This window comes from Streptomyces sp. NPDC090499, assembly GCF_044769305.1.
In the GTDB taxonomy this organism is placed as follows: Bacteria; Actinomycetota; Actinomycetes; order Streptomycetales; family Streptomycetaceae; genus Streptomyces.
In genome coordinates, this window is sequence record NZ_JBIVXP010000023.1 from 51417 (window position 1) to 75697 (window position 24281).

Here is a 24281-nt window from a genome sequence, read left to right on the forward strand (position 1 = left end):
GGCTCTACTTGTCGATGTCCCCGACCACGAAGAACAGCGACCCCAGGATCGCGACCATGTCCGCCACCAGCGTCCCCGGCAGCAGTTCGGTCAGGGCCTGGATGTTGTTGTACGACGCCGAGCGCAGCTTCAGCCGGTACGGGGTCTTCTCGCCCTTGCTGACCAGGTAATAGCCGTTGATGCCGAGGGGGTTCTCGGTCCAGGCGTAGGTGTGGCCCTCGGGCGCCTTGAGGACCTTGGGGAGCCGCTGGTTGATCGGTCCCGGCGGCAGGCCGGCGAGCCGGTCCAGGCAGGCGTCGGCGAGGTCGAGGGCGTTGTGTGTCTGCTCCAGGAGGCACTCGAAGCGGGCCAGGCAGTCGCCCTCGGTCCGGGTGACGACCTTCAGGGTGTCCTGGAGCTCGTCGTAGGCCAGGTAGGGCTCGTCGCGGCGCAGGTCGAAGTCGACGCCCGAGGCGCGGGCGATGGGCCCGCTCACGCCGTACGCGTGCACGGCCTCCGGCGCGAGGGCGCCCACACCCCGGGTGCGGCCGCGGAAGATCTCGTTGCCGAGGACCAGGTCGTCGAAGACGTCCATGCGGGAGCGCACGGCGGTCACGGCTCCACGCGCGCGTGCGGTCCAGCCGGCCGGCAGGTCCTCCTTGAGGCCGCCGACGCGGTTGAACATGTAGTGCATGCGCCCGCCGGAGACCTCCTCCATGACGTTCTGCAGCTCCTCGCGCTCGCGGAACGCGTAGAAGACCGGGGTGATCCCGCCCAGCTCCAGCGGATAGGAACCGAGGAACATCAGGTGGTTGAGGACCCGGTTCAGCTCGGCGAGCAGGGTGCGCGTCCACACCGCGCGGACCGGCACCTCCATGCCGAGCATGCGCTCGACGGCGAGGACCACGCCCAGCTCGTTGGAGAACGCCGACAGCCAGTCGTGGCGGTTGGCGAGCATGATGATCTGCCGGTAGTCGCGGGCCTCGAAGAGCTTCTCCGCTCCCCGGTGCATGTAGCCGATCACCGGCTCCGCGGAGACGATCCGCTCGCCGTCGAGCACCAGCCGCAGCCGCAGCACGCCGTGCGTGGAGGGGTGCTGGGGGCCGATGTTGAGCACCATGTCGGTGCTCTCGGCGGCGCCGCCGATCCCGACCGTGGTCTGCGTCGTAGGCGTCATGGACCCAGTCTCCCCTACGTACGCTGGCCCTATGGAGACGGGGAGCGCCGCCGGCGCCGAGACCACGGGGACCGAGCCGGTCTGGACGGGGCTGCCGCCAGGCCTGCTGCGGATGCGCCGGCTGCTGCTGGTGGTGTGGCTGGGGCTGCTCGCCCTGGCCCTGGGACTGCTGCCGGGCCTGCTCGCGGGCCCGGTGTGGGCGGCCTTCGCGCTGCTGCCGCTGGCCGCGCTGGCCTGGGGCTGGGTGCTGCTGGGCCGCAACTGGCGCTCCTGGCGGTACGCCGAGCGCGCCGACGACCTGCTGATCACCCGCGGGGTGCTGTGGCGCGAGGAGACCGTGGTGCCGTACGGGCGGATGCAGCTGGTGGAGGTGACCTCGGGGCCCGTCGAGCGGCACTTCGGGCTCGCCACCGTGCAGCTGCACACCGCGGCCGCGGCCACCGACGCGACGATCCCCGGCCTGGACCCGGCCGAGGCGGAACGGCTGCGCGACCGGCTCACCGAGCTCGGCGAGGCCCGATCGGCGGGACTGTGACCGCGCCGGGCGCCGCGGGCGCCATAGGCGCGGGAAAGGCCGTCGGCGAGCGGCGGCTGCACCCGGTGACGCCGTTCCGGCGGGCGTGGGCGCCGGTCGCGGTGCTCACCGGCTGGGCGGTGCACGACCCGAACCAGGCGCAGGAGCAGCTGACGAAGCTGACCACGACCATGGTCCTGGGCGGGCTCGCCGCCCTGGTCACGGCGGGTGCCCTGTACGGCTTCCTCACCTGGTGGTTCACCTACTTCTCGGTGACCGACAGCGAACTGCGCATACGCACCGGCCTGTTGTTCCGGCGCACCGCGCACATCCGCCTGGAGCGGATCCAGGCCGTCGACGTCACCCAGCCGCTCCTCGCGCGCGTGGCGGGCGTCGCCAAGCTGCGGATAGACGTCGTCGGCACCGACAAGAAGGACGAACTGGCCTTCCTCGGCCAGGGCGAGGCGCGTGCGCTGCGCGCGGAGCTGCTCGCGCGCGCCGCCGGGTTCGCGCCCGAGACGGCGCACGAGGTCGGCGAGGCGCCGACGCACGAGCTGATGCGGGTGCCCCCGGCCAAGCTCGCGCTCTCGATCGTGCTGACCGGCGCCACCTGGGGCTCCCTGGCCGCCGCCCTCGTGGCCCCGCCGTTGCTGTGGCTGGCCACCCACAGCGTGTGGACGGTCCTCGCGACCGCCGTGCCACTGCTCGGCGCGGCGGCCACCACCAGCGTGGGGCGGTTCGTCGGGGAGTACGACTGGACGGTCGGCGAGTCCCCGGACGGACTGCGCATCGACCACGGGCTCCTCGACCGCACCCACGAGACGGTGCCGCCGGGACGGGTGCAGACCGTGCGGATCGTGGAGCCGCTGATGTGGCGGCCGCTGCGCTGGGTACGGGTCGAGCTGGACGTCGCCGGGTCGGCGAACTCGGTACTGGTCCCGGTCGCCCCGCGCGCGGTCGCCGAGTCGGTCGTCGCGCGCGTGCTGCCCGGCGTGACCGTGCCCGGTGAGCTGCTGCGCCCGCCCGGGCGGGCCCGGTGGTGCGTGCCGCTGTGGTGGCGCGGGTACGGGCTCGCGGTCACGGACGCGGTGTTCGCGGCGCGGCACGGGCTGCTGCGCCGGAAGCTGTCGCTCGTCCCGCACGCCAAGGTGCAGAGCGTACGGCTCACCCAGGGGCCCTGGAGGCGGCTGTGGCGGCTCGCGGACGTCCATGTGGACACGGGCGCCGACAAGACCGTGACGGCCCGGCTGCGGGGCGCCGAGGAGGCCGCGGCGCTGCTGCGGGAGCAGGCCGAGCGGTCCCGGACGGGGCGCCGGACGGCGCGGCCGGACCGCTGGATGGCGTGACGGCCGGGGCGGCCGGTGGTCGGGTGCGGGTGAGTGGGGGCTGGTCGCGCAGTTCCCCGCGCCCCTAAAAGCAGGTCGCTGCGGTGAGCGCCCCTTCAGGGGCGCGGGGAACTGCGCGACCAGCCACGACGGCGCCGCACCCGACCGCCCGCGTGTTCAGGACGCTGCGCTGCGCAGGCCGCCGAGGTTGATCTGCTCCGTCTCGTCGTGCGCGGTCAGGTCGATGACCTGGCCGACGCCCCGCGACTGCGCGTCCGCGGGCTTGAACTCGGCCTCGGACTCGGCCTTGTGGAGCGCGAGCGCCTCCTGGCCGACGACGTCCGCGAGGTCCTCGTTGTGCATGGCGTCCAGGCCGCCCGCGGGCGAGCCCTTCTGGGTGCCGAAGAAGTCGAAGCCGCCGGTGACCAGCGGGCGCGGGATCGGGGCGGCCGGCAGGACCGCCACCGCGGTCGGCACCGTGAAGTGGCCCGAGGGCTTGACGGAGTTCGCGGACGGAGCCGGCGTGGGGCGGGCGTCCTGCTCCGCCGGCGCCGGGGCGGTGTCCGGGCCCGCGTCCTCGTCGGGCCCGGCCGGGATGGCGGCGGCCGCGCGCGCGTGCCCGTCGGCCGCCTCGGGCTGCCCCTGCGCCTCGTCCTCCGGTGCGGTATCGCCCGTCGCGGCGGTCCCGGGCTCGGCGGCCGTCTCCGCCGTCCCCTCGGCCTCGGTGCCCGCGTCGGTCCCGCCCTTCGCGATGTCCTTGGCGGTGTCCTTCTCGTCGAACCGGGCCAATGCCACCTTGGCCCGCAGGAACAGCTTGGAACCCTCTGGCGAGAAGACCGCGGGAACCGTCTCCTCGACCGTCAGCTCGCCGGTCTCTTCGTCGGTCTTCCCCTCGACGGCCGCCGCGGACTCCTCCGACGCGTCCGCCTCGCGGGGGGCCGGGAGCGCGTTCGACGGCTCGGCGGCCTCGATCTCCAGCAGGCGGCGGCCCTCCAGGGCGCTCGCGCGCTCGGTCTCGGCCGTGGCGTAGCGGCGCAGCAGGGACGCGTGCTCGTTGCGCAGTCCCGCCAGCTCCGACCGCTTCGCGCGCAGCCGCTGCTCCAGCTTGGCGCGCAGCTCCCGCGACTCCTCCAGGTCGGTCTCCAGCTCGGCGATCCGCTCCTCGTGGCGCCACTCGTCGCTCGCACGCGCGCGTGCGAGGTCGGCCACCTGCTTGCCCGCCTCGCTGTCCCACCGCCGCATGACGGCGGCGCCGACGGCCGCGGTGGCCGCGGCTATCGCGGCCAGGGTGCGCAGCAGCGTCGGTTCGGTGAACAGCCAGGGGCCGAGGGCGCAGACGAGGGAGACACCGGCGATCGCCGAGGGAGGCAACAGCCTGTGCAAGGGCGGGGAATGACGGTGACGTCCACGTGGCATGGCCAGAAACTTACCGCGCGTAGGCGAATCGTGGTGCCCCGGGCCGTAAAAACACAGCGACAACGAAGTCTTCACACGGTATCGGCAGGGGTGGGACTCAGCGGTCGCTCAATCGGCCGCTGATCCACTGGAGCGTCGCCGGGATCTCGCGGCGCCAGGTGTTGAAGTTGTGGCCGCCGCTGTCGAGGATGATCGACGAGATCCGGGTCAGCTTCGTGGCCTCCACGCTCGCGATGAATTTCAGCGTGGCCTTGTAGTTGGTTTCCCCGGCTTTGCTGCTGGTGACCAGCAGGGAGGTGTCCGGGGCCGGCTCGTGCTTCAGGAACCACCAGAGGTCGGCTCGGTTCTGCAGATTCCGGTCGCCCTGGAAGAGGTCGCCGGTCGTGGCGTCGAGCGGCGCCTTGTACGACGGGGAGAGCCCGGCCCCGGCCGCGTACACACCGGGGTGGTGCACGGCGAGCTTGAGCGCGCAGTACCCGCCGGTCGAGTCGCCGACGATGCCCCAGCCGCCCGGCTTCACGGCGGCCCGGTAGTGCGCGCGCACGGCGTCGGGCAGGTCCCTGGCGAAGAAGGTCTCGGTCTGCGGGCCGTGCGGGACGTCCACGCACTCGGTGTCCCGGGGCGGCGCGACCGTGGGCCGCAGCATCACCAGGATCGTCGGCCGCATCCTCCCGTCCCGGACCAGGTGCTGCACCGTGCGCGGGTAGTGCAGCTTGTCGATCAGCGCACGGGCGGTGCCGGGATAACCGCTGAGGACGACCACCACCGGGAACGTCCGCGTGCGGTACTGCGGCTGGAAGTACTCCGGCGGCAGGTACACGTACGCGGGCGTGCCGATGTGGGTGGTACGGCCGACTATGCCGACCTGCTGGATCTGACCGGCCGTCGCCGGCAGCGAGCCGCCCATGCCGTGCACCTGGGACGTGGACATCACCTGGACCGGGCCGGCCGCGTGGTCGACGACGACGCCCTGGTCGGTCTCCGTGCCGAGCAGGTCGGCCCAGCTCGCGTAGAAACCGAAAGCCTGGTTGACCGCTATCCCGACGCACGCGAAGAGGGCCAGCTGGGTGGCCAGCAGAAGACCGACGCGGCCGCTGACGGCCCGCCAGTTCCGGCGGCCCAGCCGGGGCCACAGCCACACCGTACCGACGAACAGCAGTATGGCGAACAAGATCGCCAATGCCAGCAGTTTATTGCTCGTGAGACCCATGAGGTGCTTCCTGCCTGCGCTTTCCCCCGTGACCACCGCTGGTTTCAGCGAGGCTTGCCCCGGGCTTTCCCTGGCCTTTGAACCGGCTTTCCGGTGGGGAGTGAACCTCTCCCCCCGAGACACCGTCCTAGAGGGCGCAATGTCGCCGGATGCCCGAATCGGGCCCGGATTCAAGGTCTCTCGCAGAACTACGGGATGCGATGTCTGTCAGGATAGATGGGGAAATGTCGGGCGAGGTTCCGAGCCGATCAGGCCGGGCGCGGCGCATAGTCCGCGGCCCGCGCCCTGAGGCCGTCCCCGCCCTGGTCGGCAGGGCGTGCGCGGTCGTGGGCGTCCTGGACATCGCCGCGGGCGTGTTCCCGCGCTTCCGTCACAGCCGTATGCACGCCCTGGCCGAGGTACTGCCGGGCTCGCTCGGCCCGTTCGCCGCGGCGCTCTCGCTCAGCGTCGGCGTGCTGTTGCTGCTGCTCGCGCACGGGCTCAAGCGGCGCAAGCGCCGGGCCTGGCGGGCCGCGGTCGCCCTGCTGCCGGCCGGCGCCGTCTCGCAGTTCGTGTACCGGCACTCGGTCATCGGCGCGCTGATCTCACTGGCCCTGTTCGTGCCGCTCGTGCTGCACCGCGACGAGTTCAAGGCGCTGCCCGACCCGCGCAGCCGGTGGCGCGCGCTCGCCAACTTCGTCCTCATGAGCGCCGGTTCGCTCGCGCTCGGCCTGGTCGTCGTCAGCGCCCACCCCAAGCGCACCATCGGCGACCCCAGCCTGGCCGACCGCATCACCCACGTCCTGTACGGGCTGTTCGGCTTCGAGGGCCCCGTCGACTACGAGGGCTCCACCTCCTGGACGGTCGCCTTCTCCCTCGGCGCCCTCGGCCTGATCACCGCGGTCACCACCATCTACCTCGCCTTCCGCCCCGAACACCCCGCCGCCCACCTCACCGAGGAGGACGAGGCCCAGCTGCGCGCCCTCCTGGAGAAGCACGGCGCCCGCGACTCCCTCGGCCACTTCGCTCTCCGCCGCGACAAGGCGGTCGTCTTCTCGCCCAGCGGCAAGGCGGCGGTCACCTACCGCGTCGTCTCCGGCGTGATGCTCGCCAGCGGCGACCCGATCGGCGACGTCGAGGCCTGGCCCGGCGCCATCGAACGCTTCATGGACGAGGCCAAGGCCCACTCCTGGACCCCCGCCGTCATGGGCTGCTCGGAGACGGGCGGCGAGGTGTGGACCCGCGAGACCGGCCTGGACGCCCTCGAACTGGGCGACGAGGCGGTGGTGGACGTGGCGGATTTCTCGCTCGCCGGACGCGCGATGCGCAACGTGCGCCAGATGGTCAAGCGCATCGAGCGGGCCGGCTACGAAACCCGGGTACGGCGTATCCGTGACCTCGGCGAGGCCGAACTGGACCGCATCCGCCGGGCCGCCGAGGACTGGCGCGGCACCGACACCGAACGCGGCTTCTCCATGGCGCTCGGCCGCATCGGCGACCCCGCCGACGGCGACTGCCTGATCGCCACCGCCCACAGAATCGAAGGGGCGGCGCGAGGCGCCTCGGGTAGGGCGGCGGCGGGAGACGGGTGGGCCGACGAGACGCCCGGCCAGTACGGCGACCTCAAGGCGATCCTGCACTTCGTGCCCTGGGGCACCGACGGCGTCTCCCTGGACCTGATGCGCCGCGACCGCTCCGCCGACCCCGGCATGAACGAACTCCTCATCGTGGCCGCCCTCCAGGCCGCCCCGAAGCTCGGCATCACCAGGGTCTCGCTCAACTTCGCGATGTTCCGCTCGGCACTCGCCCGCGGCGAGAAGATCGGCGCCGGACCGGTGCTGCGCGCCTGGCGCGGACTGCTGGTGTTCCTCTCCCGCTGGTTCCAGATCGAGTCCCTGTACAAGTTCAACGCCAAGTTCCAGCCCCGCTGGGAGCCGCGCTTCGTGGTCTACCGGGCCTCCGGCGACCTCCCGCGCATCGGCCTCGCCGCCATGCAGGCCGAGGGCTTCGTCAGCCTCGCCCTCCCGCTCCCCCGCTTCCTGCGCCGCCAGGCGCCCGCCCCCCGCCCGTGCGCCCATGCCATCGCCGAACAGGGTGTACGAGCGGCCTGACCCCGGGACCGGCCCGAGCGGACGCCCCTCCCCCTCCGGCCCGGGGGCGCCGCTCGGGCCACGGGGGCTGGCCCCCCGGCCCTGGGCCTACGCTGAACGTATGAGCAACCACAGCGGACGTGGCCAGGTGGCAGGGCTTCCGGCATGGGACCGGTGTGCGGTCATGGGGGTCGTGAACGTCACCCCCGACTCCTTCTCCGACGGCGGCCGCTGGTTCGACACGACGACCGCCGTCAAGCACGGCCTCGACCTGGTCGCCCAGGGCGCCGACCTGGTCGACGTCGGCGGCGAGTCCACCCGGCCAGGTGCCACCCGCGTCGACGAGGCGGAGGAACTGCGCCGGGTCATCCCGGTCGTCCGCGGCCTGTCCTCCGAAGGCGTCGTCGTCTCGGTCGACACCATGCGCGCCTCCGTCGCCCGGCAGGCCCTCGCCGCCGGCGCCGCCCTCGTCAACGACGTCAGCGGCGGCCTCGCCGACCCCGACATGATCCCCGTCGTCGCCGACTCCGGCGCCCCCTTCGTCGTCATGCACTGGCGCGGCTTCCTGGAGGGCGGCAACGTCAAGGGCGTGTACGACGACGTCGTCGGCGAGGTCCTCGACGAACTGCACGCGCGTGTGGACGCCGTCCTGGCCGGCGGCATCTCCCCCGACCGGATCGTCGTCGACCCCGGCCTCGGCTTCTCCAAGAACTCCGAGCACGACCTGGCCCTGCTCGCCCGCCTCGACCGGCTGCACGCCCTGGGCCACCCCCTCCTCGTCGCCGCCTCCCGCAAGCGGTTCCTCGGCCGCGTCCTGGCCGGACCCGAAGGAGCGCCCCCGCCGGCCCGGGAGCGCGACGCGGCCACCGCCGCCGTCTCGGCCCTCGCGGCGCACGCCGGCGCCTGGGCGGTACGCGTCCACGAGGTGCACGCCACCGCCGACGCGGTACGGGTCGCGCGAGCAATAGAAGGAGCGCGCACCGGAACGCACACGCCGGGCGAAGGAGCCCGGTGAGCGCCCCCCATACCGACGTCGAGCAGGTCGAGGCCGCCAACACCGCCTTCTACGAGGCACTGGAGAACGGCGACTTCGAAACCGTCTCCGCCCTCTGGCTCACCCCTGCCGACCTGGGCGTCGACGAGGAGTACCACGACCCCGCGGACAGCGGCGTGATCTCCTGCGTGCATCCAGGCTGGCCGGTGCTCACCGGCCGCGGCGAGGTCCTCCGGTCGTACGCGCTGATCATGGCGAACACCGACTACATCCAGTTCTTCCTCACCGACGTACACGTCTCCGTCACCGGCGACACCGCCCTGGTGACCTGCACGGAGAACATCCTCAGCGGCGGCCCGGCCCCCGAGGGCGGCCAGGAACTCGGCCCGCTGGTCGGACAGCTGGTCGTCGCCACGAACGTGTTCCGGCGCACCCGGGACGGCTGGAAGCTCTGGTCCCACCACGCCTCCCCGGTGCTGTCCGAGGCCGACGAGGACGAAGAGGACGACACGCCCTCCTGAGCGCGGGACACCCCCTGGCGGACCAAGAAGTGGCCGGAATCACGAACTCGCGAGTAGGTACGGCTACCGGCCCGTGAGCCACCGGGTTCTCCGGGGGAAACACCCGATGAACCCTGCCGCACCCCGGCGAACCCCACGCCCCGTACCCCGGCTCTGTCAGTGCCCGCAGGTAGATTCGTGTGAGGCCGGTCCATCGCCCGCACCCGATGCGGCCCGGCCGCCCCACCGACGATTGCAGGAGTGATTCGCGTGGATCGTGTCGCGCTGCGCGGCCTGAGGGCCCGCGGGCACCACGGTGTCTTCCCGAAGGAGCGCGAGGAGGGCCAGACCTTCATCGTGGACCTCGCCCTCGGCCTGGACACCCGTCCGGCGGCGGCCGACGACGACCTGACGAAGACCGTGCACTACGGCATCGTGGCCGAGGAGGTCGTCGCCGTGGTCGAGGGGGAACCGGTGAACCTGATCGAGACGCTCGCCGAGCGGATCGCCCAGGTCTGCCTCAAGCACGAGGGGGTAAGAGAGGTCGAGGTCCAGGTCCACAAGCCCGACGCGCCCATCACCGTCCCCTTCGACGACGTCACCGTCACCATCACCCGGAGCCGAGTATGACCGCATCCTCCCTGCGGGGTCCGAGCGACCCGACCGTCCAGCCGGTGCCCGCCTCCGTCGTCGAGCAGGTCGACGCCGCCGACACCACCCTGTCCAACCCCAAGCGCGCCGTGGTCGCCCTCGGCTCCAACCTCGGCAACCGCCTGGAGACCCTCCAGGGTGCCATCGACGCCCTGGAGGACACCCCGGGCGTCCGCATCAAGGCCGTGTCGCCGGTGTACGAGACGGAGCCGTGGGGCGTCGAGCCCGGCAGCCAGCCGACGTACTACAACGCGATCGTGGTGCTGAAGACCACCCTCCCGCCGTCCTCCCTGCTGGAGCGGGCGCACGCGGTCGAGGAGGCGTTCAACCGGGTGCGGGACGAGCACTGGGGCCCGCGCACCCTCGACGTCGACATCGTCGCCTACGCCGACGTCGTCTCCGACGACCCGCACCTCACCCTCCCGCACCCGCGCGCCCACGAGCGCGCCTTCGTGCTCGCGCCCTGGTACGACGTCGACCCGGAGGCCCTGCTGCCCGGCCGCGGCACGGTCGCGGACCTCCTGGCCGCCGTCACCCGGCACGGTGTGGAAGCGCGTGGGGACCTGGAACTCCGACTGCCCGAGTAGTCGTTAAGGTCGAGACGACCACATCGCTGCGGGGGAGCTGAAGGAAAACAGTGAAAGAGCTGCGGATCAGGGTGCTGGCCGGCGTCTTCGTCGTGGCCGGAGTGCTGTCCTGGGCGGTCGCCCGCCTCTGGAACGCGGTGGGGACGCTGCCCAGCGTGCCGGTGGCCGCCCCGATCGTCCTCGCCCTGATCGCCGTGGTCCTGCTCTCCACCGCGCTCTCGCTGCGTGCCCGCCTCAAGGCCCAGCGCGAGCGCCGCCCCGGCGCCAAGGGCGTCGACCCCCTGATGGCGGCCCGCGCCGTCGTCTTCGGCCAGGCGAGCGCCCTCGTCGCCGCCCTCGTCGCCGGCATGTACGGCGGCACCGGCGTCTTCCTCCTGGAACTCCTCGACCTCCCCACCCGCCGCGACCAGGCCCTCTACGCGGCCTTCTCGGTCGTCGCCGGCATCGCCGTCATAGCGGCGGCCATCTTCCTGGAACGGGTCTGCAAGCTCCCCGAGGACGACGACAACGACCACACCGGAGCCGAGCCGGTGGCCTGACCCGGTCACCAGGGCTGACGTGCCAGGTGGCCGTTGACCAGAAACCCGCTTCCGGCCGCGCGAGGACGAAGCCCGCGGACCTCGACCCACGTGGACTCCCCGAGCCGCAGTGGGTGCCTCTCGGCTCGGAACACCTCTCGGGAAAGCCAGCCGTCGGCTACGACAAGGTGCGAGGCCGTCCCGTTGGTCCGAGGGCGTGAATCGTGCACCGATCACTTGCGCGAGTTCCGCGAGAAAGGGCACGTTCGCGCTGACCAACAGGCGATCGCGCCAGGTCTTGGACCGGAAACCGTCGCCGTCGGTGTACCCCCTCCAGAAAACCTTCGAAGGTCTCCAGATCCTGGAGCACGACACGCGGAAACCTCTGCCGCATGTGGTGCGCGTCCCCACCGGTGGATGGACCCAGCCGTCAGGCGTGCTGAGCAGTTGGTCAGGGGCAACGGTGAACGTCAGATGGTCCGTCACGACGTCCACGACCTCTCGGACCTTTGCGGTCCCCACGTGAGTGACGGTGGTGTGGACCGTGCGATCCCCGTCCAGCGCCCACGGAGCAGCCCACCTCGACGTCCCGCGCACACAGTCGACGGCCTACGCCGTTCACGGTCTGCTTGCTCGGTAACCCGTAACCCACCCTGGCCTCCCCGATCGGCACACAACGCACCGATCGAGGAGATTACGGGTGACCACTGACAATCAGTTCAGCGCGCCAGTATCAGGCTCATTGCCTCAGCGCGGGTCGTAGCATCCCTGAGCTGGCCACGGACCGCCGATGTCGTCGTCTTGGCACCCGGCTTACGGATCCCCCGCACCGACATGCACATGTGTTCGGCCTCGACCACGACGATCACCCCCCGAGCCTCGAGGATCCGCATGAGCGAGTCCGCGATCTGAGTGGTGAGGCGTTCCTGTACCTGCAATCGACGTGCGAACACCTCGACCAGCCGCGCAAGCTTCGACAGACCCGTGATCTTGCCGGTCTCCGCCGGGATGTAGCCGACATGGGCCACCCCATGGAACGGCAGCATGTGATGTTCGCACAGAGATACGATTTCGATGTCCTTGACCAGGACCATCTCGTCATGACCGAGGTCGAACGTCGTCGTCAGCACCTCCTCGGGCGACTGCTGATTTCCCGCCAGAAGCTCGCGGTACGCCCTCGCCACCCGCGCCGGAGTCTCCCGCAGGCCCTCGCGGTCCGGGTCCTCGCCGACCGCGATGAGGAGTTCGCGTACGGCGTTCTCGGCGCGTTTCTCGTCGAACTCGCCGATGGTGCCTTCGCCGTCCAGGGTCACGGGGTCGGTCATCTGGGGTGCCTCGTTCCTCAGGGTGAGCACATGTGGATCACGCGCCTCATGTACAGGCATTACGGAAATGCCGCGCCCCCCAGGCTAGATCCTGGGGGGCGCGGCATCCATTCCGAGCCAGGTGAGGCCGGTGTGACTCAGCTCTCGGGTCGGTCCTCCGGGGCCTTCTCGACCGCCGTGGCGGGCTCGGAGGCCGTGGACTTCGCGGTGCTGATCGCCGGCGTCGAGCCGTTCGCCCCGTTGGTCAGTGCGAGCTCCTTCGGGGAGAGCACCGGCGGGCGGGTCGACGGCGTACGGCGGGAGGAGCCGGTCCACGCGGGGCGCGCGGGCCGCTTGTGGATCGCCGTGAAGATCTCGGCGATCTCCTCCTTGCCCAGGGTCTCCTTCTCCAGGAGCTGGAGCACCAGGTTGTCGAGGACGTCGCGGTTCTCGACCAGGATCTCCCAGGCTTCGTTGTGCGCGTTCTCGATGAGCTTCTTGACTTCCTCGTCCACCAGGGCGGCGACCTCTTCCGAGTAGTCGCGCTGGTGGGACATCTCACGGCCGAGGAAGGGCTCGGTGTTGTCGCCGCCGAACTTGATCGCGCCGAGACGCTCGGTCATGCCGTACTGCGTGACCATCGCGCGAGCGGTGGTCGTGGCCTTCTCGATGTCGTTGGCTGCACCGGTGGTCGGGTCGTGGAAGACCAGTTCCTCGGCCGCGCGGCCGCCCAGCATGTAGGCGAGCTGGTCGAGCATCTCGTTGCGCGTGGTCGAGTACTTGTCCTCGTCCGGCAGGACCATCGTGTAGCCGAGAGCGCGGCCGCGGGACAGGATCGTGATCTTGTGGACCGGGTCGGAGTTCGGGGAAGCCGCCGCGACCAGGGCGTGGCCGCCCTCGTGGTACGCGGTGATCTTCTTCTCCTTGTCCGACATGATCCGGGTCCGCTTCTGCGGGCCCGCGACCACACGGTCGATCGCCTCGTCGAGCATCTGGTTGTCGATGAGCTTGCGGTCGGAGCGCGCCGTGAGCAGCGCCGCCTCGTTCAGCACGTTCGACAGGTCCGCGCCGGTGAAGCCCGGGGTGCGGCGGGCGACCGCCGCGAGGTCGACGTCGGGCGCGACCGGCTTGCCCTTCTGGTGGACCTTGAGGATCTCCAGACGACCCTGCAGGTCCGGCGGGTCGACCGCGATCTGCCGGTCGAAACGGCCGGGGCGCAGCAGCGCCGGGTCGAGGATGTCGGGCCGGTTCGTCGCGGCGATGAGGATCACGCCGCCCTTGACGTCGAAGCCGTCCATCTCGACGAGCAGCTGGTTCAGCGTCTGCTCGCGCTCGTCGTGACCGCCGCCGAGGCCGGCGCCACGGTGGCGGCCGACCGCGTCGATCTCGTCGACGAAGACGATCGCCGGGGCGTTCGCCTTGGCCTGCTCGAAGAGGTCACGGACCCGGGAGGCACCGACACCGACGAACATCTCGACGAAGTCGGAACCGGAGATCGAGTAGAAGGGGACCCCTGCCTCGCCGGCGACGGCGCGCGCGAGGAGCGTCTTGCCGGTGCCGGGACGGCCGTAGAGGAGCACGCCCTTGGGGATCTTGGCGCCGACGGCCTGGAACTTGGCCGGCTCCTGCAGGAACTCCTTGATCTCGTGGAGTTCCTCGACGGCCTCGTCGCAGCCCGCGACGTCCGAGAAGGTCGTCTTCGGGGTGTCCTTGGTGATGAGCTTCGCCTTGGACTTGCCGAAGTTCATGACCCGGGAGCCGCCGCCCTGCATCTGGTTCATCAGGAACAGGAAGACGACCACGATGAGGACGAAGGGCAGCAGGGAGAGCAGGACGCTGACGAACGCGTTCTGCTTGGTCGGCGCGACGGTGTAGCCGTCGGGGATCTGCTTGTCCTGGTACTTGGTCTGTAGCTGGCTGGCGATGGTGACGCCCTGGTCGCCGATGTAGCTCGCCTGGATCTTCGAGCTGCCGTCGACCTTCTCGCCGTTCTTGAGCGTGACCTTGATGGTCTGCTCGTCACCGGTGGTCAGCTTCGCCGATTCCACCCTGTTGTCATTGATCGCCGCCACGACCTGGCCGGTGTCCACCGTCTTGTAGCCGCCGGACGAGCCGACGACCTGCATCAACACGACCACGGCAAGGACGGCCAGCACGATCCACATGACCGGCCCACGGAAGTATCGCTTCACGTCCATCCATACGGAGCGGTGTCGCCCCGTCCCTCCTGCCATAGTGAGTTTGATAAGACAGTTCTTCTGACGGTACCCCAGCATTGTGGCCCGAAGCCGCACGAAGCCGCTCGGACGGCTGGTGAAACCCGTCTCTGCATGCTCCAACGGCGCGAAACCCGCTGGGGTTCCCGATCGTCTTACGTAACTGGACCTCCGGCGTATCAGCCGGGGTTCAGCCGCCGTAGACGTGAGGCGCGAGCGTACCGACGAACGGGAGGTTGCGGTACTTCTCGGCGTAGTCGAGGCCGTAGCCGACGACGAACTCGTTGGGGATGTCGAAGCCGACCCACTCGACGTCGATGGCGACCTTGGCCGCGTCCGGCTTGCGCAGCAGGGTGCAGATCTTCAGGGTCTCGGGCTCGCGGGAGCCGAGGTTGTTGATCAGCCAGGACAGGGTCAGGCCCGAGTCGATGATGTCCTCAACGATCAGGACGTGCTTGCCCTTGATGTCGGTGTCGAGGTCCTTGAGGATCCGCACCACACCGGAGGACTGGGTGCCCGCACCGTACGAGGACACGGCCATCCAGTCCATGGTGACGGGGGTGGACAGCGCCCGGGCGAGGTCCGCCATGACCATCACGGCGCCCTTGAGGACGCCGACGATGAGCAGGTCCTTGCCCGCGTACTCCGCGTCGATCTTCGCGGCCAGCTCGGCCAGCTTCGCGTCGATCTCTTCCTTGGTGATGAGCACCTGCTGGAGGTCGGCACCCATGTCTTTCGCGTCCACCCGCATCACTTTCGGTCGGTCGTCCCACCGGCCTACCCGGCCCTTCGGAGGAGCTCCGGGGAGCTCTCCGCGAGGTCGGGATTCAGCCTTGCCGAATCACCAGTCTGCCACCCTGGCGCTGGGCGACGACTTTGCCGGGGAGATTGATGGCCCCCTGGCCGCGCCAGCCGGTGATGAGGCGGTCGACTTCCTCGATGTGCCGGGCGAACAGGGAACCTGCCGGTGCGCCCGCCTCGATGGCCGCGCGGCGCAGGATCCGGCGGCGTACCGCGGGGGGCAGGGCGTAGAGCTTGGCGCACTCCAGCAGGCCCGTGGCGTCCCGTACGGAGGCCTCGGCCTGGCTGGCCCAGGTGTCGAGGGCGTCGGCGTCGTCGCGGGAGAGCTGGGCGGTGCGGGCGAGCGCCTCGACGACGCCCTTGCCGAGGGCCTTCTCCAGGGCGGGCAGGCCCTCGTGGCGGAGCCGGGAGCGGGTGTAGGCCGGGTCCGTGTTGTGCGGGTCGTCCCAGACCGGCAGGGACTGGACCATGCAGGCCTTGCGGGCGGTCTGCCGGTCCAGCTGGAGGAACGGGCGGCGGTAACGGCCGCCGGCCCCCGAGACCGCGGCCATTCCGGACAGGGAGCGGATGCCGGAGCCGCGGGCGAGGCCGAGCAGGACGGTTTCGGCCTGGTCGTCTCTGGTGTGGCCGAGCAGGATCGCGGCGCCGGCGTGCCGTTCGAGCGCGGCGTCCAGGGCGGCGTAGCGGGCGTCGCGGGCGGCGGCTTCGGGTCCGCCGTCGCGGCCGACGGTCACGGTGATGGACTCGACCGGGTCGAGGCCGAGTTCGCGCAGCCTGAGGACGACCTCCTCGGCGCGCAGGTCGGAGCCGGGCTGCAGGCCGTGGTCGACGGTGATGCCACCCGCGCGGATGCCGAGCTTGGGGGCCTCGAAGGCGAGGGCGGAGGCGAGCGCCATGGAGTCGGCGCCGCCGGAGCACGCGACGAGGACGAGCGGGGAGGGGGGCCGCTCGTTCGGTGTCTGCTCCGGGATCTCCGGGATCTCGGGGAGGCTGCCGGTGGGGCGCGCGAGGCGCACGCCGATCCGTCCGCCGGTGCACTCACCGGTGGTGCGGGTGTGGCGGCTGTCGTCGGTGAGGATGTCGTGGAGGACGCGGCGGACCGCCAGGCGTATCGCCGCGACCGCAGGATGGGGACCCATGTCCGGTTCCCTTCATGAAGTTTTCGGGGGGTGAACCCGAGATCGGTCACTCAGAGTGTGTAGATGGTGACAGAAACGGGCCGTTCCCTGAGCATCGCACGCCTACCCATCGCTCACGGTCCCTCGGACGGGTGATTGGAGGGGCGTTCACCTGTCGTCGGCCGGTTTCCGTTCACCACACATCCGTCGGTTCACGACTCGGCCTTGCGGTGCACCCGCGCGACCCAGTCCGCCGGTTTGGCGATCTCCGCCTTGGTCGGCAGGGTGTTCGGGGAGGTCCACACCCGGTTGAAGCCGTCCATGCCGACCTGCTCGACGACGGCCCGCACGAACCGCTCGCCGTCCCGGTACTGACGGAGTTTGGCATCCAGGCCGAGCAGCTTGCGCAGCGTCATGTCGAGCCGGGAGGCGCCCTTGGCGCGCCGCTGCTGGAACTTCTCGCGGATCTCGGCGACGGTCGGCACGACCGCGGGTCCGACGCCGTCCATGACGAAGTCGGCGTGTCCCTCCAGAAGGGACATGACGGCGGTGAGCCGGCCGAGGATCTCGCGCTGCGCCGGGGTCTGCACGAGTTCGACGAACGACCGTCCGCCGTCGTCCTCCTCGGCCTCGGGACGGCCCCCGGCGAGGGACTGGGCGGCGTCCCGGACGCGTTCGAGGACGGTCATCGGGTCGACGTCGGTCTCCGACAGGAACGACTGGATCTCGCCCTCCAGGTGGGCACGCAGCCAGGGCACCGCCGTGAACTGGGTGCGGTGCGTCTCCTCGTGCAGGCACACCCACAGGCGGAAGTCGTGGGGCTGGACGTCGAGTTCGCGCTCGACGTGGACGATGTTCGGGGCGACGAGCAGCAGTCGGCCGCCGCCGTTCTCGTCCGCCGGGAGGTCGCGGGAGGAGGGGGCGAAGGTCTCGTACTGCCCGAGGACCCGGGACGACAGGAACGACAGCAGCATGCCGAGTTCCACGCCGGTGACCTTGCCGCCGACCGCGCCGAGGACCGCGCCGCCGGGGGTGCCCGCGCGCCGCTCCTGCATCTTTTCGAGCAGCGGCTTGAGGAGTTCGCGGAAACCGGCGACGTTCGCCTTCACCCAGCCGGGCCTGTCGACCACCAGAACGGGGGTGTCGTGGATGTCGTCGGTCCCCATACGAGTGAAGCCCCGGACGTGTTCCTCCGAGGCCTTCGCGTGCCGCCGCAGTTCCGCGACGATGACCCGGGCCTCGTCGCGGCTCACCTCGGGCCCCGGCCGTACGAGGCGGGTCGCGGTCGCCACCGCGAGATTCCAGTCGACCATCCCAGATGAAGCAGCGCCACCGATGCTCGTCATGCGTCAACCGTACGTTAGCGCTACCGCTTGGGGCAGGCCGTGGGGGTTGGTGTGGTTGGCGTGACTTGTGTGGTGGGGTCGGGTTGGGGGGCTTGCGTCGGCAGGCACGTGTTGGCGATGTGGGCCGTGTTGGCCGTGGGCGGCGGGTCGTGGGGTCACAGACCCGCCAGTGCCGACGCCGTTTCGTCCAGGGCCGCCTGGGCTGCTACCGGGTTCGTCGTGTTGGCGGTGAGGAAGGCGAAGGCCAGGAGGCGGCCGTCCTTGTCGACGACCGTGCCCGCGAGGGTGTTGACGCCGGTGAGGGTGCCGGTCTTGGCGCGCACGACGCCTGCCGCGCCGTCCGTGTAGCGGCCGGTGAGGGTGCCCGTGAAGTGGGCGACGGGGAGGCCGGTGAGGACGGCGCGCAGGCCCGGCCGGTCCACGTCGGCGGCCTTGACGAGGAGGGCGGTGAGGAGGTTCGCCGTCAGCCGGTCGTCGCGGTTCAGGCCGCTGCCGTCGTGGAAGGCGGCGCCGGTCATCGGCAGGCCCAGCTTGGTCAGCTGGGCGTCGATCGCGGCCGCTCCCCCGTCGAAGCTGGCCTCCTTGCCGCCGGCGAGCGCCGTCTGGCGGGCCAGGGCCTCGGCGATGTCGTTGTCGCTGTTGGTCAGCATGCGCTCGACGATGGCGGACAGCGGCGGCGAGGAGACGGTGGCGAGGGTCTCGGCCCGGCTGCTCGCCTTGGAGGTGCCGGGTGAGGAGGTCTTGATGCCGGCGTCCGCCAGGAAGCCCGCGAACTTCTGTGCCGCGTCGGCCGCCGGGTCGGCCACCCGGAGCACCGGCCCCTCGGTGGAGTCGTTGGTCCGGCCCTCGTCGGCCGTCAGCGGGGTCACGCGCGCGAGGTTCTCGTTGACGCCGATGGAGTGCAGGTCGGGGCCGGAGTAGAGCGTGGTGTCGTAGGAGAGGGTGATCTGCCTGATGCCCCGCGCGGTCAGTGACTTGGCCGTCTCGGTGGCGAGGGTGCGCAGGCTGGCCCAGCCGGCCGCGTCCTTGTGCGCGGTCAGGGTGGGGTCGCCGTCGCCGACCAGGACGACCTCCCTGGTGCCGGGTTCGAGGGCCACGCGCGTGGTGATGCGGTGGTCGGGGCCGAGGGCGGAGAGGGCGGCGACGGCGGTGGCGATCTTGGTGGTGGAGGCGGGGGTCAGGCCGGTGTCGGCACCGGAGCCGTACAGGCGGCTGCCGGTGGCCACGTCGACGACCACCGCGGTACGGGTGCTGCCGAGCGCCGGGTCCTTCAGGAGGGGCCCCAGGAGGCTCGTGACGGCCGTTCCGGAGATGCCGACGGACTTTCCGGCGGGCGCCGACTTCACGGTGTTCGTGGCGCCGTCCAGCCCCGTGAGGACGGGTCCGGCGCTGGGCGCCGGGCTGGGCGCGCCGTCGGCTGTGACGGAGTCCGCACCGGAGCCGTGATCTGCGCCACCCGCCCGCTCCAGGGCGGCGGCCCGGTCCCGCTCGGCCGTACGCTGACCGTCGGCGTCCCAGGGGCCCGCCGCGGTCACCACACCGGCGGCCAGCGCGAGCCCGGCCGTGGCGGCGCCCGCGGTGTACTGCCAGGTCCTGAGGGTCCGGGACCGAGGCCGAGGGGGGCGGACCAGGGTGGCAAGCCGGGGTCCCGTCATGCGCGCGACGCGTGCGAGCCTGGGCCCCACCGCTCGCCACAACCGTGCGACCTGCGGTTTCGTGGCGGTCACCAGGTGTGCCAGACGCGGTCGCACGGCGCCCGCGATCTTCCGCACACGCGGTTTCGCGGACTGCCAAGGCCTCAGCTCTGGCACGACCACCAGCCCCTTTCGCGATCACACACCTGCGTGGGGGACACTTAACCATCAGAACTATGTGTTGATCATGGAGGAGCCACCGGTGGAGTTCGACGTCACGATCGAGATCCCGAAGGGTTCGCGGAACAAGTACGAGGTGGACCACGAGACCGGTCGGATCCGCCTCGACCGTCGTCTCTTCACCTCGACCGCCTACCCGACCGACTACGGCTTCGTCGAGAACACCCTCGGCGAGGACGGCGACCCGCTGGACGCGCTGGTCATCCTGGACGAGCCGACCTTCCCGGGCTGCCTGATCAAGTGCCGCGCGATCGGCATGTTCCGGATGACGGACGAGGCCGGCGGCGACGACAAGCTGCTGTGCGTCCCGGCGACCGACCCGCGCGTGGAGCACCTGCGCGACATCCACCACGTGTCGGAGTTCGACCGCCTGGAGATCCAGCACTTCTTCGAGGTCTACAAGGACCTGGAGCCCGGCAAGTCCGTCGAGGGCGCCAACTGGGTCGGCCGCACCGACGCCGAGATCGAGATCGAGCGGTCGTACAAGCGCTTCAAGGAGTCCGGCGGTCACTGAGACCACCCCGGGACAGCACCGGGAAACGGGCCGCACGCACGCGTGGGGCCCGTTTTTCGTGTCCGCGGAGCGGTCATGCGCATACTGAGGCTCAGGTGAGGTTGTCGTTCAGGGAGCGTTGCGAAGGTGACGGAGGCGGAGGACCGCAAGCCCAGGTCGGACGAGGCGCGGTACGACCCGGAACTGACGTCCGAGTTCGCCGTCCCTCAGGGCATCGAGGTCCCCGAGGGCGGCGGCGGTGAGCCGGAGACGACGTCCGAGTTCGCGGTGCCGGAGGGGCTCGCGGCGCCGCAGCCGGCGGCCGCCGAGCCGGAGGGGTCGGCGTTCAGCCTGCCGAGCACCTACAGCTCCCAGGACGCCCCGCCCGTCTTCACGCCCGCCTCCGGGTTCCCCGCGGTCAGCCTCGTCAAGGACGCGCCCTGGCAGGACCGGATGCGCACCATGCTGCGCATGCCGGTGGCCGAGCGGCCGGCCGTGGAGCCGGTGCAGAAGTCCGAGGAGGGCGCTCCCGCCGTCCCGCGCGTGCTCGACCTGACCCTGCGTATCGGGGAGTTGCTGCTGGCGGGCGGTGAGGGCGCGGAGGACGTGGAGGCGGCGATGTTCGCGGTCTGCCGGTCGTACGGGCTGGACCGGTGCGAGCCGGGTGTCACCTTCACGCTGCTGGCGATCTCGTACCAGCCCTCGCTCGTCGACGACCCGGTGACCGCGTCCCGGACGGTACGGCGGCGCGGGACCGACTACACGCGCCTGTCCGCCGTCTTCCGGCTCGTGGACGATCTCACCGACCCCGAGACCCATGTCTCGCTGGAGGAGGCCTACCGGCGGCTCGCGGAGATCCGCCGCAACCGGCACCCCTACCCCGGCTGGGCGCTGACCGCCGCCGGCGGGCTGCTCGCCGGGGCCGCATCCGTGCTGGTCGGCGGTGACCTGCTGGTGTTCGTGGCGGCCGCGGTCGGCGCGATGCTCGGCGACCGGCTGGCGTGGCTGTGCGCGGGGCGGGGGCTGCCGGAGTTCTACCAGTTCATGATCGCCGCGATGCCGCCGGCCGCGATCGGGGTCGCCTTCTCGCTCGCCCACATCGACGTCGCGGCGTCCGCCGTCGTCACCGGTGGACTCTTCGCCCTGCTGCCCGGACGGGCCCTCGTCGCGGGCGTCCAGGACGGGCTCACCGGCTTCTACATCACCGCCTCCGCACGGCTGCTGGAGGTCATGTACTTCTTCGTCGGCATCGTCATCGGGGTGCTGACGATCCTGTACTTCGGCGTGAAACTGGGCGGCCGCCTCAACCCCGACGCGGCGCTGGTCGGCTCCCAGCGGCCGCTGCTGCAGATCGCCGCGTCGATGGTGCTGTCGCTGACCTTCGCCGTCCTGCTCCAGCAGGAACGGTCCACCCTGCCGGCCGTGACCCTCAACGGGGGTGTCGCGTGGTGCGTCTACGGTGCGATGCACTACGCCGGGGGGATCTCTCCGGTCGCCTCCACGGCGGTGGCGGCGGGGCTGGTCGGGTTGTTCGGGCAGCTGCTCTCGCGGTACCGGTTCGCGTCCGCGCTGCCGTACACGACGGCGGCGATCGGACCTCTGCTGCCGGGGTCGGCGACCTATTTCGGGCTGCTGTCGATGGCTCAGAACGAGGTCGACAAGGGGCTGGTGTCGCTGGCCAAGGCGGCGTCGCTCGCCATGGCCATCGCCATCGGGGTCAACCTGGGGTCGGAGATCTCCCGGCTGACCCTGCGGGTGGGGTCGGCGGGGAAGCGGCGGGCCGCGAAGCGGACGAGGGGGTTCTGAGCGCCATCCGCGGGAGCCGGTGAGGTACGTCGGCGGGTGCGGGTGCGTCGTGGCTTGTCGCGCAGTTCCTCCCCCAGCCTTCGGCCGGGGGACCCCCAGCGCCCCTCAGGGGCGGTACTGCTGCTCCTCGTTGTACGGGTACTGCTGCTGGTCGTAGTACGGCTGCTGCTGGTCGTAGTACGGCTGCTGCTGGCCGTAGCCGTACTGCTGCTGAGGCTGCTGACCGTACTGCCGCTGGGGCTGCTGGCCGTACTGCTGCTGGGGCTGCTGCGGGGTGTAGGTCGGCTCGATCCTGCGGAGCTGGGTCGTGGCGTCGTCCGTCATCGGGGACCCCGCGGCCGCGGGGTGCTGCTGGAACGGCTGCTCGGGCGGGGTCGCCGCGGCCTCCTTCTTCGCCTTCGCGCGGGCCCGCAGGAACTCGATGACGATCGGGACCACCGAGACGAGGACGATCAGGATCAGGATCAGCTCGATGTTGTCCTTGACGAATCCGATCTTGCCGAGCCAGGAGCCGAGCAGGGTGACGCCGGCGCCCCACAGGACACCGCCGATGACGTTGAACGTCAGGAACGAGCGGTAGGCCATGCCGCTGACACCGGCGATGATCGGCGTGAACGTGCGGATCACCGGCACGAAGCGGGCCAGGATCAGGGACTTGGGGCCGTGCTTCTCGAAGAACTCGTGCGCCTTGGCGACGTTCTCCTGCTTGAAGATGCGGGAGTCCGGACGGTTGAAGAGCGACGGGCCGACCTTCTTGCCGAACATGTAGCCCGCCTGGTCGCCGAGGATCGCGGCGAGACAGATCAGGGCGATGGCGCCCCAGAGCGGGAAGTCCAGCTGGTTCGAGGTGATCAGCAGGCCGCAGGTGAAGAGGAGGGAGTCACCCGGGAGGAAGAAGCCGATCAGGAGGCCGGACTCGGCGAAGACCACCAGGAGCAGGCCCCAGATGCCGAACTGGTCGAGAAGGGTGTTCGGATCCATCCAGCTCGGGCCGAGGGCGAGCGTCATCGCGGTTCCGGTCGTCACGGTTCCGGGCTCCTGAGGGGGGAAGGCACGTCGGGTTCCTTGTGCGGGCGCACAAAGCTATCAACGTCAAGTGTCCGCCCCAGGTTCCACCGGTGGAACCTGGATGGACTGTGCCCGGCCTGGGGAATGGCTGTGGACATGGGTATCGAAGAATACGGCGGCGGTCAGGGACCGCAGGCCGATGTGCTGGTCGTCACCACGAACGACGTTCCCGGGTACCGGGTGCGGGAGGTCATCGGCGAGGTCTTCGGGCTGACCGTGCGCTCCCGGCACCTGGGCAGTCAGATCGGCGCCGGTCTGAAATCGATGATCGGCGGCGAGCTGAAGGGGCTGACGAAGACGCTCGTCCAGACCCGCAACCAGGCCATGGAGCGGCTGATCGAGCAGGCACGCGCGCGTGGTGCCAACGCCGTGCTGGCCTTCCGGTTCGACGTGACCGAGGCGGCGGACACGGGGACCGAGGTGTGCGCCTACGGGACCGCCGTGATCATCGAGAAGGCCGCCTAGTCACCCGGTGAGCCGGGCCGCGTTCGCCTCGATCGCCTCCTTCAGGTGCTCGGCCAGGCCCGGGGCCATCGCGTCGTAGAAGGCCTTGAAGCGCTCGTCGGAGACGTACATGGCGGCGAGGCAGCGGTGCATCTCGGGCGGGCAGTCGTAGAACCAGGCCGAGACGTGCTGCCGGTGTTCCTCCGCCATGTCCATGGCCCGTTCGCCGGCCGCCGGCTCGGCGGCGGTCACCAGGGCGGCGTAACGCGTGCTCCAGTCGTCGACCTCGGCCTTCATGCGCTGCCAGTCGGCCTTGGTGTAGCGGGCCGCGCGGCGCTGGGACTCGGCGTAGGCCTCAGTGCCGCCCCAGCGCTGCTCGGCCTCCTCTGCGTACTGCTCGGGGTCCTTGTCGCCGAAGACCTCGAAGCGTTCCTCGGGGGTCAGGTCGATGCCCATCCTGCGTGCCTCCATGGCGTGCTCCACGGCCGCGGCCATCTGCTGCAGCTTCTCGATCCGGGCGGTCAGCAGGTCGTGCTGGCGGCGCAGCTGCGCGCGCGGGTCCGCGTCCGGGTCGTCGAGCAGGGCGGCGACCTCGTCGAGCGGGAAGCCGAGCTCCCGGTAGAACAGGATCTTCTGCAGCCGGTCGAGGTCGGCGTCGCCGTAGCGCCGGTGTCCCGCGGTGCTGCGCTCGCCCGGCACCAGCAGGCCGATCTCGTCGTAGTGGTGCAGGGTGCGCACGGTGACGCCGGCGAACCCGGCGGCCTGTCCTACGGAGTAGTCCACTTCCGCTCCTTTCCGTGCTCCACCCTGGGCCCTCACGCCACGTGAGGTGCAAGCCCGTCCCGGAGGGAGGCCCGCGGACGCCGTCCGC

The 24281-nt window shown here is 71.0% G+C and carries 22 protein-coding genes; 11 read left to right on the forward strand and 11 right to left on the reverse strand.

The window, feature by feature from the left end; all coding sequences use genetic code 11:
* Nucleotides 1-4 precede the first annotated feature (4 nt).
* On the reverse strand, nucleotides 5-1156 hold the full coding sequence (locus ACIQVL_RS45045; RefSeq protein WP_403478419.1) for an NADH-quinone oxidoreductase subunit D: 1152 nt from the start codon (nucleotides 1154-1156) through the stop codon (nucleotides 5-7).
* A gap of 31 nt (nucleotides 1157-1187) precedes the next feature.
* Here ACIQVL_RS45045 and ACIQVL_RS45050 point away from each other — a divergent pair, with 31 nt between their 5' ends.
* Nucleotides 1188-1691, forward strand: a complete 504-nt coding sequence (locus ACIQVL_RS45050; protein ID WP_351960919.1) for a PH domain-containing protein — start codon at nucleotides 1188-1190, stop codon at nucleotides 1689-1691.
* Nucleotides 1688-3016: a PH domain-containing protein gene (locus tag ACIQVL_RS45055; RefSeq protein ID WP_403478420.1), complete on the forward strand. Its 1329-nt coding sequence runs from the start codon at nucleotides 1688-1690 to the stop codon at nucleotides 3014-3016. The genes ACIQVL_RS45050 and ACIQVL_RS45055 overlap by 4 nt, the downstream gene beginning before the upstream one ends.
* A gap of 156 nt (nucleotides 3017-3172) precedes the next feature.
* On the opposite strand, the gene ACIQVL_RS45060 is transcribed toward ACIQVL_RS45055, so the two are convergent.
* Together ACIQVL_RS45060 and ACIQVL_RS45065 are read right to left on the reverse strand one after the other, a co-directional pair.
* Nucleotides 3173-4411: a hypothetical protein gene (locus ACIQVL_RS45060; protein ID WP_403478421.1), complete on the reverse strand. Its 1239-nt coding sequence runs from the start codon at nucleotides 4409-4411 to the stop codon at nucleotides 3173-3175.
* A 97-nt stretch (nucleotides 4412-4508) separates the two neighbouring features.
* Nucleotides 4509-5621, reverse strand: coding sequence for an alpha/beta hydrolase (locus ACIQVL_RS45065; RefSeq protein ID WP_403478422.1), 1113 nt, complete (start codon nucleotides 5619-5621; stop codon nucleotides 4509-4511).
* A gap of 224 nt (nucleotides 5622-5845) precedes the next feature.
* On the opposite strand from ACIQVL_RS45065, the gene ACIQVL_RS45070 reads away from it, so the two are divergent.
* The 6 genes from ACIQVL_RS45070 (at nucleotide 5846) to ACIQVL_RS45095 (ending at nucleotide 10961) form a co-directional block, all read left to right on the forward strand.
* Nucleotides 5846-7711: a phosphatidylglycerol lysyltransferase domain-containing protein gene (locus ACIQVL_RS45070; RefSeq protein WP_403478423.1), complete on the forward strand. Its 1866-nt coding sequence runs from the start codon at nucleotides 5846-5848 to the stop codon at nucleotides 7709-7711.
* Between the two features lie 100 nt (nucleotides 7712-7811).
* On the forward strand, nucleotides 7812-8705 hold the full coding sequence (folP, locus tag ACIQVL_RS45075) for a dihydropteroate synthase (protein WP_403478424.1): 894 nt from the start codon (nucleotides 7812-7814) through the stop codon (nucleotides 8703-8705).
* Nucleotides 8702-9205 carry a nuclear transport factor 2 family protein gene (locus ACIQVL_RS45080; protein ID WP_403442019.1) on the forward strand — a complete coding sequence of 168 codons (504 nt, stop codon included), beginning with the start codon at nucleotides 8702-8704 and terminating at the stop codon, nucleotides 9203-9205. The genes folP and ACIQVL_RS45080 overlap by 4 nt, the downstream gene beginning before the upstream one ends.
* 249 nt (nucleotides 9206-9454) lie before the next feature.
* Nucleotides 9455-9814: a dihydroneopterin aldolase gene (gene folB, locus ACIQVL_RS45085; protein WP_093500050.1), complete on the forward strand. Its 360-nt coding sequence runs from the start codon at nucleotides 9455-9457 to the stop codon at nucleotides 9812-9814.
* A complete protein-coding gene (folK, locus tag ACIQVL_RS45090) occupies nucleotides 9811-10422 on the forward strand; it encodes a 2-amino-4-hydroxy-6-hydroxymethyldihydropteridine diphosphokinase (protein ID WP_403442022.1) in 612 nt (203 codons plus the stop codon). The genes folB and folK overlap by 4 nt, the downstream gene beginning before the upstream one ends.
* A 50-nt stretch (nucleotides 10423-10472) precedes the next feature.
* A complete protein-coding gene (locus ACIQVL_RS45095; protein ID WP_403442025.1) occupies nucleotides 10473-10961 on the forward strand; it encodes a DUF3180 domain-containing protein in 489 nt (162 codons plus the stop codon).
* Between the two features lie 698 nt (nucleotides 10962-11659).
* On the opposite strand, the gene folE is transcribed toward ACIQVL_RS45095, so the two are convergent.
* The 6 genes from folE to dacB all read right to left on the reverse strand — a co-directional run bounded on the left by folE (nucleotide 11660) and on the right by dacB (nucleotide 19542).
* Nucleotides 11660-12265 (reverse strand): GTP cyclohydrolase I FolE, encoded by a 606-nt coding sequence (folE, locus tag ACIQVL_RS45100; protein WP_351499950.1) that lies wholly within the window; start codon nucleotides 12263-12265, stop codon nucleotides 11660-11662.
* Nucleotides 12266-12402: 137 nt separating this feature from the next.
* Complete coding sequence (gene ftsH, locus ACIQVL_RS45105; protein WP_403442028.1) at nucleotides 12403-14442, reverse strand: ATP-dependent zinc metalloprotease FtsH; 2040 nt, start codon at nucleotides 14440-14442, stop codon at nucleotides 12403-12405.
* Nucleotides 14443-14650: 208 nt separating this feature from the next.
* Entirely contained in the window at nucleotides 14651-15211 is a 561-nt protein-coding gene (gene hpt, locus ACIQVL_RS45110; RefSeq protein ID WP_046730905.1) for a hypoxanthine phosphoribosyltransferase, read from the reverse strand.
* A 76-nt stretch (nucleotides 15212-15287) separates the two neighbouring features.
* Complete coding sequence (gene tilS, locus ACIQVL_RS45115; protein WP_403442031.1) at nucleotides 15288-16400, reverse strand: tRNA lysidine(34) synthetase TilS; 1113 nt, start codon at nucleotides 16398-16400, stop codon at nucleotides 15288-15290.
* A gap of 191 nt (nucleotides 16401-16591) precedes the next feature.
* Nucleotides 16592-17725, reverse strand: a complete 1134-nt coding sequence (locus tag ACIQVL_RS45120) for a zinc-dependent metalloprotease (protein WP_403442033.1) — start codon at nucleotides 17723-17725, stop codon at nucleotides 16592-16594.
* A 155-nt stretch (nucleotides 17726-17880) separates the two neighbouring features.
* Nucleotides 17881-19542 carry a D-alanyl-D-alanine carboxypeptidase/D-alanyl-D-alanine-endopeptidase gene (gene dacB / locus ACIQVL_RS45125; protein WP_403478425.1) on the reverse strand — a complete coding sequence of 554 codons (1662 nt, stop codon included), beginning with the start codon at nucleotides 19540-19542 and terminating at the stop codon, nucleotides 17881-17883.
* Between the two features lie 79 nt (nucleotides 19543-19621).
* On the opposite strand from dacB, the gene ACIQVL_RS45130 reads away from it, so the two are divergent.
* Entirely contained in the window at nucleotides 19622-20113 is a 492-nt protein-coding gene (locus ACIQVL_RS45130) for an inorganic diphosphatase (RefSeq protein ID WP_217556031.1), read from the forward strand.
* Nucleotides 20114-20239: 126 nt separating this feature from the next.
* Entirely contained in the window at nucleotides 20240-21898 is a 1659-nt protein-coding gene (locus tag ACIQVL_RS45135) for a threonine/serine exporter ThrE family protein (protein WP_403442038.1), read from the forward strand.
* 105 nt (nucleotides 21899-22003) lie between these two features.
* Here ACIQVL_RS45135 and ACIQVL_RS45140 read toward each other — a convergent pair whose 3' ends face one another.
* Complete coding sequence (locus tag ACIQVL_RS45140; protein ID WP_403478458.1) at nucleotides 22004-22906, reverse strand: DedA family protein; 903 nt, start codon at nucleotides 22904-22906, stop codon at nucleotides 22004-22006.
* 156 nt (nucleotides 22907-23062) lie between these two features.
* Between ACIQVL_RS45140 and ACIQVL_RS45145 the strand changes: the two genes are divergently transcribed.
* The gene (locus ACIQVL_RS45145) at nucleotides 23063-23431 is read left to right on the forward strand and encodes a YbjQ family protein (protein ID WP_403442041.1); all 369 of its coding nucleotides are present in this window, start codon (nucleotides 23063-23065) and stop codon (nucleotides 23429-23431) included.
* Here ACIQVL_RS45145 and ACIQVL_RS45150 read toward each other — a convergent pair whose 3' ends face one another.
* Complete coding sequence (locus ACIQVL_RS45150; RefSeq protein ID WP_403442043.1) at nucleotides 23432-24193, reverse strand: MerR family transcriptional regulator; 762 nt, start codon at nucleotides 24191-24193, stop codon at nucleotides 23432-23434.
* Nucleotides 24194-24281 lie beyond the last annotated feature (88 nt).